Below are 12663 nucleotides of genomic sequence, written 5' to 3' on the forward strand. Positions count from 1 at the left end.
GTGGCCATTCCCGGCAGCGTGTTGCCCTTCCGCGCGGAGATTTCGCCGTCTACGGCGCCCAGTTGTCACGGCCGGCTTCGCTCCCGGCACTGATCAAGCCGCCGCGGGGGCCGCAGGTGTCGGCCATCCCGGCCGTGTTCGCCCCTCCGGGCAGCGAGTTGGCCGCTCCCCCGGCATGTTCGCCACTCGCGGCGGCGAACCTGCCTCCCGGGACCGCTACTTCACCCGCACCGGCAGCGTGTCCACGCCGTAGACGATCGACGTCCGCCGGTAGCTCAACTGCTCCGGCTCGACGTCCAGCCGCAGGTCCGGGAAGCGCCGCACCAGCGCCGGGTACGCGGCACGCAGCTCCATGCGCGCCAGCTCCGCCCCGATGCACCGGTGCGCGCCCCAGCCGAAGGCCAGGTGCTGCGTCGCCGGGCGGGCGGGGTCGAAGGACTCCATGCCGTCGCCGAGGACGGCGTCCCGGTTGGCCCCGCTCAGCGACACGAACACGATGTCGCCCTTGGCGATCTCCTGCCCGCCGACCGTGACGTCCTCGCGCGCGAACCGCGGGAACGCCACCTGCACCACCGTCAGGTACCGCAGCAGCTCCTCGACGAAATCACGCGCGGCGTCGTCGGAGTCGCGCACCAGTTCGAACGCCCGCCGGTCGCGCAGCAGCACGATCGCGCCCAGCGCCAGCATGCTCGCCGTCGTCTCCAGGCCGCCGGTCAGCACACCGTCGGCGAGACCGGCCAGCTCCTGGTCGGAGATGTTGTCGCCGTGCTCCTTGACCAGCATGCCGAGCAGGCCGTCACCGGGCTCGACGCGCTGCTTCTTCACGATTTCGAGCAAATAGGACAGTGACTCCGAGATCGCCCCGAACGAGGCGCCCGCACCGGCGAACAGGTCGAACCGGACCGTGCTCAGCCGCTGGAAGTCGTCACGGTCCTCATAGGAGACGCCGAGCAGTTCGCAGATCGTCAGCGACGGGATCGGCAGCGCGAACGACTGCATCAGGTCGACGGTGCCGCCGTCCTTCTCCATCGCGTCCAGCTGCTCGGCGATGATCTCGTCGATGCGGGGCGTGAGGCGGTTCAGCCGCCGCATCGTGAACTCCGGCGTCAGCATCTTGCGCAGGCGCGTGTGGTCCGGCGGGTCCGCGAACCCGAGCCCGCCGGGGTTCTGCTCGGCGGAAAGCCCCGCCTTGCCGACGAGGTTGGTGTAGTCGTTGCTGAACTTGTCCGTGGCGGCGAGCACTTCCTTCGCCTCGCCGTACCCGGTGACCAGCCACGCGGTGATGCCGAAGGGCAGCGGCAACTTGCTGACCGGCGCCTCCGCCCTGGTGGCGCCCAGTTCGGGCACGGGGTCCAGGCCGTCACGGCGCAGCGGCATGAGCGCGGAATCAGGCAGGACCGAGAGGTCGAAGCCCTTTTTCTGCGCTCTGGCGAGGTAACGGCGGCCCACCCAGGAAACCACACGTGCGCGAAGCCCCATGGCCGCAGATTACACGCGGAGTCCGACGATTCCGGCGTCGCAAGAGAAGTCACTCGCGCAGGTGGTGCAGGTCACCCACTAGGTCGGTGTCTGGTCTGGACCCGGGTGGGGCGGGTACATCGTGGCGTCACGACAACCAGGGGAGTGAGCCGTAATGCCTGACAGGGCCCGCCTCGGGACGGTCGCCGCCGCGGTGTGCGTCCTCCTGCCGTTCGGCCCGGCGGTGGCGAACGCCGCGCCGGCCGAAACCGTGCTCGCGCAGGAGCAGCTCAGGAACATGCCGCAGGGGCTGTGGGGGCTGCTGGGGTTGCTGGGACTGTTCGGCCTCGTGGGGCTGGCCCGCCGCGGGCCGAAGCGCAACGCCAAGAACCCGCTGGCCGGCTACTCCGGCGAGGACGAGGTGGCCCAGGGACGTCACCAGGCACCCGCGCCGCGCGGTGGGTCGCCGATGGACATCCTGCCCGGGCAGAACCCGCAGGTCGAGCGCCCACCGGCGGTCGCGATGGACGCGGCGGGGCAGCGGCCGGAGGCAGCCGCGCCGATGCCCGACCCGCGACGGCCGGTGAGCAAGACGCCGGCCGACGTGCCGATGCCGTCGTACATGTCCTCGCCGTATTCCGCGGAGAGCCAGCCGGCGCACAGCTCGACGGGAGCGGCTTACGGTTCCGGCGAGATGCCCGGCGGGGCTCAGTACGGGGATGGCAGGTCGGCGATGTTCGCCTCCGGTGACATGCCTGCCGCGGCTCAGTCCAGCTACACCTCCGGGGAGATGCCCGCCGCGGCGCAGACCGGCGATGGCAGGTCGGCGACGTTCGCCTCCGGCGAGATGCCCGCCGCAGCGCAGACCGGCGATAGCAGGTCGACGGCGTTCGCCTCCGGCGAGATGCCCTCCGGAGCGCAATCCGGTTACGCCTCTGGCGACAGCAGGTCAGCGGCGTTCGCCTCCGGGGAGATGCTCTCCGGAGCACAGCCCGGCTATGCCTCGGGTGACAGCAGGCCGGCGGCCGTCACCTCTGGGGAGATGCCCGCCGCGGCGCAGCCCAGCTACGCCTCGGGCGAGATGGCCTCCGGCGAGAGCAGGCCGGTGACGTCCGGCTACGCGGCCGCGGATGGGACCCGGCCGGCTTACGGCTCCGCGGACGTCCAGCCCGCAGGCCAGTCACCCGCCTCCGGGGAGGTGCCCTCGGCGGCACAGGCGTGGGCGAGCACGGACACGCCGTCCGGGGCGCAGCCCGCCCCCGAGATCCCGTCCCCGGCGCAGCCCTACGCGCCCGGGCGGCAGCCCGCGTACGCCGCCGCGGAGGCGCAGGTCGCCTCGCCGATGGACGTCGCGCCCACGGCCCCGACGCCGGCGCTGTACCGCCGCAACCCGGAGCCGTTCCCGCAGACCGACCAGGACCCGCCGCCGCAACAGCCCGCGGTCCCGCAGCAGCAGGGCACTTTCGCCGGCCTGCCGCGCTACCCGGAAACCGCCGCCCCCGAGCCCGGCCCGCCCGACACCGGCCCCCGGCACCGGCGTTGACCGGTAGCTCCTCGCCGCAACTTCCCGCGGCGAGGAGCTACCGGGGCGCCGGGCTACCAGCGGGGAGTGCGCCGGATCGAAGTCCGGGTAGCTCGGACCGCCGGAACGCACCCCGCGCAGCGGAACATTCGCACGCGGCCGCACCGGGAACCGCGCGTCGGGGGCCGCGCCGCGTGGTGAGCCCCTTCGGAGGACGAACATCCGGGTAGCTCGGGACCGAAGCTGCGGGAGTGATCCCCCGATCAGCAGAGCCGAACAACACTCCCAGCCGCGAGGGGCCTCAGCCTCCGAGTTGGTCCACCGCCGTCACGCGGACCACCGCTGCGCCGGCCTCGTCGGAGGCCGCCAGGTCCACCTCGGCGCTGATGCCCCAGTCGTGGTCGCCCGCGGGGTCGTCGAAGATCTGCCTCACCCGCCAGACCTCGGGCTCCTTCTCGATGATCAGCATCGCCGGGCCGCGGGCGTCCGCTCCGGTTTCGATCCGGTCGTGCTGCTCGTAGTAGGCCTCGAGCGCGGCTTCCCACTCGATGTCGTTCCAGCCGGACGCCGCGTCCAGCTCCCCCAGCTCCGCGTACGCCCGCCGGGCGGCCAACTCGACGCGCCGGAACATCTGGTTGCGCACCAGCACCCGGAACGCCCGCTCGTTGCCCGTGACCGGCGGCGGCTTCTCCGGCAGGCGCTCCGCGGGCACCGGCTCCTCCCCCGGATGCCGCAGGGCCTCCCACTCGTCCAGCAGGCTCGAGTCGACCTGGCGCACCATCTCGCCGAGCCACGCGATCAGGTCCTCCAGCGGCTCGGTCTTCGCCTCGTCCGGCACCGTGCGCCGCAGCGCGTCGTAGGTGTCCGCCAGGTACCGCAGCACCAGGCCCTCCGACCGCGCGAGCGAATAGAAGTTGATGTACTCGACGAAGTTCATCGCCCGCTCGTACATGTCCCGCACGACCGACTTCGGCTTCAGCTCGTAGTCGGCGACCCACGGGTGCCCGCGCCGGTACGTCTCGTACGCCGCCTCCAGCAGCTCCTCCAGCGGCTTCGGGTACGTCACCTCGTCGAGCAGCGCCATCCGCTCCTCGTACTCGACGCCCTCCGCCTTCAACGCCGCGACCGCCTCGCCGCGCGCCTTGAACTGCTGCTGCGACAGCACCGGCCGCGGGTTCTCCACTGTGGACTCGATCACCGACACCACGTCCAGCGCGTACGTCGGCGACTCGGTGTCCAGCAGCTCGATCGCGGCCAGCGCGAACGGCGACAGCGGCTGGTTCAGGGCGAAGTCCAGCTGCAGGTCCATCGTCAGCCGCACGATCCGGCCCGTCGAGTCCGGTTCGGACAACCGCTCGACGACGCCCGCGGCCACCAGCGCGCGGTAGATCGCGATCGCCCGGCGGATGTGCTTGCGCTGCGACGGCCGGTCCTCGTGGTTGTCCTCCAGCAGGTGCCGCATGTGCTCGAACGCGTTGCCCGGCCGCGAGATCACGTTCAGCAGCATCGCGTGGCTCACCTGGAAACTCGACGTCAGCGGCTCGGGCGGCGACGAGATCAGCCGCTCGAACGTGCTCTCCGTCCAGTTGACGAACCCCTCGGGCGCGCTCTTGCGGACGATCTTGCGCTTCTTCTTCGGGTCGTCGCCCGCCTTCTGCAGCGCCTTCGCGTTCTCGATCACGTGGTCCGGCGCCTGCACCACCACGTACCCGTCGGTGTCGTACCCGGCCCGGCCCGCGCGCCCGGCGATCTGGTGGAACTCGCGTGCCTTGAGGTGCCGCTGGCGCACCCCGTCGTACTTGGTCAGCGCCGAGAACACCACCGTGCGGATCGGCACGTTGATGCCGACGCCGAGCGTGTCCGTCCCGCAGATCACCTTCAGCAGCCCGGCCTGCGCGAGCTGCTCGACCAGCCGCCGGTACTTGGGCAGCATGCCGGCGTGGTGCACGCCGATGCCGTGCCGCACTAGCCGCGACAGCGTCTTGCCGAACCCGGCGGAGAACCGGAAGTCCCCGATGGCCTCGGCGAGCGCGTCCTTCTCGGCGCGGGTGGTGACGTTGATGCTCATCAGGGCCTGCGCCCGCTCGATCGCGGCGGCCTGCGAGAAGTGCACGACGTAGACCGGGGCCTGCCCGCCGGTGAGCAGTTCGGTCATCGTCTCGTGCAGCGGGGTGAGCGCGTACCGGTAGGTCAGCGGCACCGGCCGCTGCGCCGACGTGACCACCGCGGTGGTGCGGCCGGTGCGACGGGTCAGGTCCTTCTCGAAGAAGGTGACGTCACCGAGGGTGGCCGACATCAGCACGAACTGCGCGTTCGGCAGCTCCAGCAGCGGCACCTGCCACGCCCAGCCACGGTCCGGCTCGCTGTAGAAGTGGAACTCGTCGGCCACGACCTGGCCGACCGGGGCGTCGGCACCGAACCGCAACGCGATGTTCGCCAGGATTTCCGCCGTGCAGCAGATGATCGGGGCATCCGGGTTGACCGCGGAGTCGCCGGTCATCATCCCGACGTTGTCGGCGCCGAAGATCTCGATGAGCTGGAAGAACTTCTCCGAGACCAGCGCCTTGATGGGCGCGGTGTAGTAGCTGCGCAGGCCGTGGGCCATCGCGGTGAAGTGCGCACCCACCGCGACCAGGCTCTTTCCCGAGCCGGTCGGGGTGGACAGGATCAGGTTGGCGCCGGAGACGACCTCGATCAGCGCCTCTTCCTGCGCCGGGTACAGCTCGAGCCCGCGTTCGGCCGTCCAGGCCGAAAACGTCTCGAACAGCGTGTCGGGATCGGGATCCGCTGGTAGGAGGTCTGAGAGGCTCATCGTGGGTACCATCGTGCCACCCGCGGCCGGAGAGCAGATGGGGCCCATCGCGGCCGGTCCCGTCAAGCCGTAGGCTTCCCACACACAGGTGTAATCCGGAGGGCTTTCATGGCACAGGACATCGTCCCGATCGAACTCGGGCTGCCGCAGGGGGACCTGGTGACCCTCTGGGCCCCGCGCTGGCGGGAGGACGGCGAGGAGTGGGAGGCCTTCCTCGGTGACGAGGAGGATCTGTACGCCTTCCCCGACGCCGCGCACCTGGCCGCGTTCGTCCGCACCGCCGAGCAGCACGACCTGATCGACCACCCGGCGTGGAACGCGGTCCCGGCGCTGAACGTGCCGGAGCTGATCCCCGACGACGACCACTCCTACGACCTGGTCGGCGTGCCCGAGCTGGTCGCCGAGGACCCGGACTCGTGGACGATCAGCGAGCTGGCCGAGATCGTCGGCATCGTGCGCTCGCTGGCCGACGTGTGCGAGCTCGACGAGGTCCACGAGGTGCTGGACGCCACCGAGGGCTTCTCGCTGCTGGAGCAGGGCAGGCTGCCGTTCACCGGCCGCGAGGGCGAGCGCCTGTGGAACGACCTGTCCGAGGCCGTGTCCGAGAAGTGGGACACCGTGCTCGACGCGATCGACGGCCTGGTCAAGGTGCCGGACGTGGACGCCGGTGTGCTCGAGCAGACCGCCGAGGAGCTGGCCACCTTCCTGGAGGAGTCGGCCGAGGCCGAGGTCGAGTCCGAGCAGGCCGACGAGGACCTCGACACGGTCGAGAGCACCGACGCCGACGACGAGGAAGAAGAGGACGTCCCGGTCGGTTTCTGGGGCGAGGTCGGCATCGACCCGATCAAGATCATCACCGCCGGCGACGAGTACTACTCGCTGCGGTGCTACCTGGACGACGAGCCGATCTTCCTGGGCAGCGACGGCCGGATCGACGTGTTCAAGTCGGAGAAGGCGCTCGCGCGGGCGCTGGCCGACTCCGCCGCGTTCGCCGACTCCGACCTGGCCGAGGTGTCCACTTGGGACGAGGTGCTCGCCAAGGCCACCGCGGGCGAGCTGGAGGTCGAGGTCGACACCGAGAACACCTACGTGCTGGCCGGCCTGGACGAGGACCTGGCCGAGGGCCCGGACGCGATCGACCCGACGCAGCTGGACCTGGCGGTCGAGCTGCTCACCGACGCCGCGGACTGGGCGGGCGACGACACGGTGGCCGCCGCACTGTCCACTTCGGAGAGCCTGGGGTGGCTGGTGTCGTTCGTGCTGAAGCCGGACCCGGGCCGGCTCGCGCCGAGCGCGCCGTTCGACACCGAGCAGAGCGAGTGGCGCAAGCTGGTGGAGGCCTTCGAGAACCGGCTGCGGGTGCACTGACCCGTCACGGACCGAGCAGGCGCGCCGCGTTCCCACCGAGGACCGCGGCGCGCACTGTTTTCGACGGCGTGACGCGCTCGACCAGCGCGCGGGCCAGCGCCGGGTCGCCGTAGGGCGCGTCCGAGCCGAACAGCGTCCGGTCCGGCACCTCCGCGATCGCCAGCCGCACGGAGAACACCAGGCTCGCCGTCGACAGCTCGAGCCAGAGGTTCGGCGTCTCGCGGACGAGCTCGATCGCGTCGATCCAATGCCGGCCGCCGAGCTGGCTGATCACCAGCGGCGTCCGCGGGTACTTCCGAGCGAGCGCGCCGATGGTCGCCAGGTCGGCGGCGGTGGTCGGGGCTGCGCCGTGGACCACCACCGGCAGGTCGCCGGCCGCGCGCAGCACCGGTTCGAGCAGATCGGCGCCGCCGGGCGGCGGGGTCAGCTCGCCGATGCCGCGCCACTTCCGGCCTGCCTCCTCGACCGCGGCCGCCACCTCCGCCCCGGGCCGCGTCAGGTCCACCGAGCCGAAACCGACGAACCGGTCCGGGTGCGCGGCGACCGCGTCGTCGAGTTCGCACAGGGCCGCGGCTAGGCCTTCGCCGCTGCCGGCCAGGCTCTGCGACAGGACGGCCATCTCCCCCTTCAGCTCGTCCAGCGTCGTCGCGCGTTCGGGGTGCGGACGGGTCGCGAACAAGATCGCTTTGTCGACACCGGCTTCGTCGAGCAGGGCGATGTGCTGCTCGACCGGATTGTGGACGTGGCTGTGGGCGTCGATGATCAAGGTCTTCCTCCGGGAATCGTGGTACTCCCGGCAGTGTTGATCCCTGACATGGTGGGAAGGTCAAGTGATGCTGATCGGTGAGCTCGCCAGGCGCACCGGGACGACCGAGCGGCTGCTGAGGTACTACGAGCGCGTGGGGTTGCTGACCGCTCAGCGGCGCGACAACGGGTACCGCGAGTACGACCCCGGCGCGGTCGAGCGCGTCCGGCAGATCCGCGAACTGCTCACCGTCGGCCTGCCCACCCGGGAGATCCGCCGCATCATCGACTGCGCCCACCCGGACGGCACGCTGGACGCCTGCCCCGGCGTCCTGGACACCCTGCGCGCCCGGCTCACCGAGCTGGACGCCCGCGCCGCGGAACTGACCGCCGCGCGGGCCGCGCTCCGCGAGGCGATCACGACGACCGAGTCTCGGCTCGGACCGGCGTGAGGCCGATCGCCAGCACCGGGAACACCGCGGCCACGCAGAACGCCAGCGCGTAGCGGGAATCGCCGATCACCAGGCCCAGCAGGGGTGGCGTGAGGGACGCCGCGATGTTCTGCGCCGTGTTCTGGGTTCCCATCGCGCGCCCCGCCCAGTCGATCCCGGCCAGCTCCGCGGACGCGGTGAACCCGAGCCCGTTGTCCGCCACCGTGATCACCGCGGCCAGGACCAGCGCGAACAACACCACCCACATCCAGCTCACGTCGCCGACGGCGACCAGCAGCATGACCGCCGCGCTCGCCACCGCCAGCTGCCGCATCGGGCGCAAGCGGCTGCCCACCCGGTCCGACCAGTACCCCGAGACCAGACGGCCGACCGCGCCCAACACCTGCACCGCCGCCAGGAACCACCCCGCCGCCAGCGCGCTCCAGCCGTGCGCCGACACCAGGTACACCGGCGCGAACGCGGACACCGCGAACTGCGGCACCACCAGCAGCGCGCTCGCCCCGTGCAGCCGCCACAGCGTCGGCGTCCGGTACGGCGACGCCGGCTTCGGCGCGCCCGGCTTCTTCTCCGGCCGCGGCGGGTCGATCACCAGCCACGCCACCAGCGCGGCGACCACCAGCCCGAACACCGCCGGGAACAGCACCGCGGACTGGAAGCCCCAGTGCTGCGCCAGCGGCGGCAGGGCCAGCGCGGCGACGCCGACGCCGAGCGGCTGCGCGGTCTGCCGCACCCCCATCGCGGTGCCCCGCTCGTCCGGGCCGAACCAGCCCATCACCGCGCGCCCGCTGGCCGCGTTGACCGACGCCGTCAGCGCCCCGGCGAGCAGGAACAACGCGAACAGCACCCCGGTCGACGGCGTCACCAGCGAGGTGACCAGCAGCAGCGCCGACGACGTGCCGAGACCGATCGCCATGACCAGGCGCTCGCCGTAGCGGTCGGCCGCCGCGCCCCAGGCGATCAGCGTGAACAGCAGGCCGATGCTGGGCGCGGCGACGATCGTGCCGGCCTCCGCGAGCGTCAGCCCGGCCGCGCGCATCTCCGGCACCAGGAACGGGATGCCGTAGAGGAACGAGCAGCTCGCGGTCTGGGCCGCGAGGCCGAGCGCGAGGATGCCCCACCGGCGCCTACTCCTCGTGTCCAGCCCCGCTGCCCGGCTCATCGCGACCATCCCAAGATGTGAGAACTTGTTCTTACATCTTGGACCTTACTTGCCGACGCTAACGATCACAAGAGCTTTCAGACCAACTCGGCGTAGCCCGGTTTGATCACGTTGTTGATCAGGTCGAGCCGTTGATCGAAATCGAGGAACGCCGACTTCATCGCGTTGATCGTGAACCACTGGAAGTCGGACCACCCGTAGCCGAACGCGTCGGCGAGTGCGGCGAACTCGCTCGACATCGAGCAGCCGCTCATGAGCCGGTTGTCGGTGTTGACGGTCACCCGGAAGCGCAAGTCCGCGAGTAACCCGATCGGATGGTCGGCGATCGACGCGGCGGCGCCGGTCTGCACGTTGGAGGACGGGCAGATCTCCAGCGGGATGCGGCGGTCGCGGACGTAGCTGGCGAGCCGGCCGAGGTGGACCGTGCCGTCCGGATCGCGTTTGATGTCGTCCACGATCCGCACACCGTGCCCGAGCCGTTCGGCGCCACAATGCTGAATCGCCTCCCAAATGGAAGCGAGTCCGAACGCCTCACCGGCGTGAATGGTGAAATGCGCGTTATTGGTGCGCAGATATTCGAATGCGTCGAGGTTGCGGGTGGGCGGGAATCCGGCCTCGGGTCCCGCGATGTCGAACCCGGCCACTCCGGAGTCCCGGTAACGCACCGCGATCTCGGCGATCTCAGCCGCCCGGGCGTGCTGACGCATCGCACACAGCAAAGTACCCATTCGGATGACTTTTCCCTGCTGAGCGGCTCGACGCTCACCCTCCGCAAACCCCGCCTGGACGGCCTCGACGACCGCGTCCAGCGACAGGCCGCGCTCGACGAACAGCTCCGGCGCGTAGCGCACCTCGGCGTAGACGACGCCGTCGTCGGCGAGGTCCTCCACGCACTCCGCGGCCACCCTGACCAGCGCTTCCTCGGTCTGCATCACGCCGCAGGTGTGGGCGAAGGTCTCGAGGTAGGACTCCAGGGAGCCGGAGTCGGCGGCGTCGCGGAACCAGCGGCTCAGCTCGGCCACGTCCGTCGTGGGCAGATCGCGGTACCCGAGGGCGTCGGCCAGTTCGATCACGGTCGCAGGACGGAGTCCTCCGTCGAGGTGATCATGGAGCAGTACTTTGGGCGCCCGCCGGATGTTTTCCATGGTCAGGGGCGCTCTGGTGGCGTTGTCGGACATGCTCCGACGGTACCCCCGCGGCGGTCACCTACATGGACGCGCGCGGTCGCGACTCTCAGCCTCCACTCAAGCTTCAGACCGCCGCCCGGCGGCTCGCATTCGGCCGGTCGGGGTGACCACGACGTTCCCGCCTTTACGGGGGCGATACCCAGAGCAATTCCGCAATGGTTAAGCTTCGCCCACGTCCCTCTTTCCCCGCCGACGAAGGACACCGAAGTGACCACTGATAACCACATTGGAGCTCCGTCCTTCGACCGGATGCGCAACATGCTGGTGCGCGCGGCCGAAGTCCGCGAGAGCGAGCAGCAGCAGATCTTCGACGCGCTCGACGACATCTACGCGCGGCTCGCTCCGGTCGACTCGCTGGGCGCCGTGCGCAAGCGGCTGTCGGAGCTGCCCGACCGCACCGAGGTCGGCGTGCTCGCCGAGCGCCTGGACGAGGCCATGTCGCGCCTGGAGGCGCAGGACAACGCGCTGGCGGACCTGGCGCGCGCGGTGGAGAGCATCGTCGACAAGCTGGCGAAGCCGTTCGCCCAGCTCGACGGCCGTCTCGACGGTGTGGCCGCCCGCTTCGAGGGTGTCGCGGGCCGGATGGACGGGCTCGAGGACAAGCTGGAGAACATCCACCGCCGCCTCGACGACCTGAACGGGCACCTGGACAAGCAGGACGCGAAGCTCGACGCGCTGCCGCAGGCCGTGCACGGGCCGGTGAAGGAGCGCATCGAGATGGCCGAGTCCATCCTGCGCGACCGGGTCGACTCGGGCATGAGCGAGCTGCGCGAGCGGGTGGACAACGGCGTCGGCGAGCTGCGTGAGCGCGTCGAGAACGGCCTGTCCGACCTGCGCGGCCGCGTGGATGAGGCGGACAACCAGCACCGCGAGCGCGTCGAGGCGGCCACGCAGGCCCTGCGCGGCGCGATCGACGAGACCGGCGAGATGCTGGACCCGACGGAGCGGCTGGAAGCGCTGTCCGCCCGGCTGGAGCAGATCACCGGGCGCCTGGATGACCTCGCCGGCCGGATCGACAAGGTCGACGAGGGTGTGGCCGCGCAGTTCGGCGACCTCGGCGGCGCGGTCAAGAGCGGCTTCTCGCGGGTCGAGGGCACGCTGTCCAGCCGCCCGGACACCGAGTCGGTGGGTTCCCTGGTGCGCAGCAGCAACGAGGAGTCGGAGCGGCGCATCGGCGGCCAGCTCGACGAGGCCATGGCGACGTTCGCGGAGCTGATGCTGGGTGGCGGCCCGTCGGTGCCGCAGATCGCCCCGCCGCCGCCCGCGCAGCGCCAGCCGCGCCGGGCCCGCAACGGCCGGGCGCCGAAGAACGCCGACGTGAAGCCCAAGTCCGAGGGCGACGACACCGAAGCCTGAGTTCTCGTGGATCGGCCCCGGGCGTGCCATGCCCGGGGCCTTTTCCGTGTCTAGGCTCGGGGCATGTTGCGGTTGGGAATCCCGGTGCTCGGTGTCGACGACCTCGCGCGGGCGGAGGCGTTCTGGACGGAGGCGCTCGGCCTGCGCGTGACGAGCGAGTGGGAGAACCCGAACTGGCGCACCCTCAGCGGCGACGATGGTCCGGTGCTGGGGCTGATGTGCAGCGAGACCCCGGTGCAGCGCCACCCGCGGATCCACCTGGACCTGTTCGTGGAGTCGGCGGACGAGCAGGCCGCCGAGGTGGCCCGGCTGGTTGGATTGGGGGCGGTGCTGGTGGACTGGGATCTGTATCCGGAGGACCCGGACTTCGTGGTGCTGGCCGACCCCGAGGGAAACGTGTTCTGCATCGTGGACCTGGGCCACGATGCGGCGACCTGAGGCGGCTCTGGGGGTGTTCAACCGCAAGCCGGCAACGAAAGCAAGCCGACTACCCCAACCAGACCTCCCCCGCCCCCGATCCACAGCCGATCTTTAGTCGCCGATCAGCGGGGTCAAGGTACTCTTTCCCGCCTTGACGCCGCTGCTCGGCGACTGAAACACACTCA

10 protein-coding genes are annotated in these 12663 nt (G+C 70.9%); 5 read left to right on the forward strand and 5 right to left on the reverse strand.

Annotated features, from left to right (window positions below; all coding sequences use genetic code 11):
- Positions 1-216: 216 nt before the first annotated feature.
- Entirely contained in the window at positions 217-1479 is a 1263-nt protein-coding gene (locus ABZ215_RS34405; RefSeq protein ID WP_354712886.1) for a cytochrome P450, read from the reverse strand.
- A 154-nt stretch (positions 1480-1633) separates the two neighbouring features.
- On the opposite strand from ABZ215_RS34405, the gene ABZ215_RS34410 reads away from it, so the two are divergent.
- Positions 1634-3001, forward strand: a complete 1368-nt coding sequence (locus ABZ215_RS34410) for a hypothetical protein (RefSeq protein ID WP_354954511.1) — start codon at positions 1634-1636, stop codon at positions 2999-3001.
- A gap of 280 nt (positions 3002-3281) precedes the next feature.
- Here ABZ215_RS34410 and ABZ215_RS34415 read toward each other — a convergent pair whose 3' ends face one another.
- Positions 3282-5792 carry a DEAD/DEAH box helicase gene (locus ABZ215_RS34415; protein ID WP_237339943.1) on the reverse strand — a complete coding sequence of 837 codons (2511 nt, stop codon included), beginning with the start codon at positions 5790-5792 and terminating at the stop codon, positions 3282-3284.
- Positions 5793-5900: 108 nt separating this feature from the next.
- Here ABZ215_RS34415 and ABZ215_RS34420 point away from each other — a divergent pair, with 108 nt between their 5' ends.
- Positions 5901-7160 carry a hypothetical protein gene (locus ABZ215_RS34420; protein ID WP_020421804.1) on the forward strand — a complete coding sequence of 420 codons (1260 nt, stop codon included), beginning with the start codon at positions 5901-5903 and terminating at the stop codon, positions 7158-7160.
- A gap of 4 nt (positions 7161-7164) precedes the next feature.
- Here the strand turns inward: ABZ215_RS34420 and ABZ215_RS34425 are convergent, their stop codons facing one another.
- Entirely contained in the window at positions 7165-7926 is a 762-nt protein-coding gene (locus ABZ215_RS34425) for an amidohydrolase family protein (RefSeq protein ID WP_354954513.1), read from the reverse strand.
- A gap of 67 nt (positions 7927-7993) precedes the next feature.
- On the opposite strand from ABZ215_RS34425, the gene ABZ215_RS34430 reads away from it, so the two are divergent.
- Entirely contained in the window at positions 7994-8356 is a 363-nt protein-coding gene (locus tag ABZ215_RS34430) for a MerR family transcriptional regulator (RefSeq protein ID WP_354954515.1), read from the forward strand.
- On the opposite strand, the gene ABZ215_RS34435 is transcribed toward ABZ215_RS34430, so the two are convergent.
- Positions 8322-9515 (reverse strand): MFS transporter, encoded by a 1194-nt coding sequence (locus ABZ215_RS34435; RefSeq protein ID WP_354954517.1) that lies wholly within the window; start codon positions 9513-9515, stop codon positions 8322-8324. The genes ABZ215_RS34430 and ABZ215_RS34435 overlap by 35 nt on opposite strands.
- 77 nt (positions 9516-9592) lie before the next feature.
- Complete coding sequence (locus ABZ215_RS34440) at positions 9593-10693, reverse strand: adenosine deaminase (RefSeq protein WP_027936420.1); 1101 nt, start codon at positions 10691-10693, stop codon at positions 9593-9595.
- A gap of 216 nt (positions 10694-10909) precedes the next feature.
- Between ABZ215_RS34440 and ABZ215_RS34445 the strand changes: the two genes are divergently transcribed.
- Both ABZ215_RS34445 and ABZ215_RS34450 read left to right on the forward strand, forming a co-directional pair.
- Positions 10910-12058: a PA containing protein gene (locus ABZ215_RS34445; RefSeq protein WP_354954519.1), complete on the forward strand. Its 1149-nt coding sequence runs from the start codon at positions 10910-10912 to the stop codon at positions 12056-12058.
- A gap of 63 nt (positions 12059-12121) precedes the next feature.
- Positions 12122-12496, forward strand: coding sequence for a VOC family protein (locus tag ABZ215_RS34450; RefSeq protein ID WP_354954521.1), 375 nt, complete (start codon positions 12122-12124; stop codon positions 12494-12496).
- Positions 12497-12663: the final 167 nt, after the last annotated feature.

Source organism: Amycolatopsis sp. NPDC006131 (genome assembly GCF_040614175.1).
Classification (GTDB): domain Bacteria; phylum Actinomycetota; class Actinomycetes; order Mycobacteriales; family Pseudonocardiaceae; genus Amycolatopsis_E; species Amycolatopsis_E tucumanensis.

Coding starts and splice junctions, on each gene's coding strand:
- ABZ215_RS34405 (WP_354712886.1), bottom strand. CDS start 1,479: ATGGGGCTTCGCGCACGTGTGGTTTCCTGGGTGGGCCGCCGTTACCTC.
- ABZ215_RS34410 (WP_354954511.1), top strand. CDS start 1,634: ATGCCTGACAGGGCCCGCCTCGGGACGGTCGCCGCCGCGGTGTGCGTC.
- ABZ215_RS34415 (WP_237339943.1), bottom strand. CDS start 5,792: ATGAGCCTCTCAGACCTCCTACCAGCGGATCCCGATCCCGACACGCTG.
- ABZ215_RS34420 (WP_020421804.1), top strand. CDS start 5,901: ATGGCACAGGACATCGTCCCGATCGAACTCGGGCTGCCGCAGGGGGAC.
- ABZ215_RS34430 (WP_354954515.1), top strand. CDS start 7,994: ATGCTGATCGGTGAGCTCGCCAGGCGCACCGGGACGACCGAGCGGCTG.
- ABZ215_RS34435 (WP_354954517.1), bottom strand. CDS start 9,515: ATGAGCCGGGCAGCGGGGCTGGACACGAGGAGTAGGCGCCGGTGGGGC.
- ABZ215_RS34440 (WP_027936420.1), bottom strand. CDS start 10,693: ATGTCCGACAACGCCACCAGAGCGCCCCTGACCATGGAAAACATCCGG.
- ABZ215_RS34450 (WP_354954521.1), top strand. CDS start 12,122: ATGTTGCGGTTGGGAATCCCGGTGCTCGGTGTCGACGACCTCGCGCGG.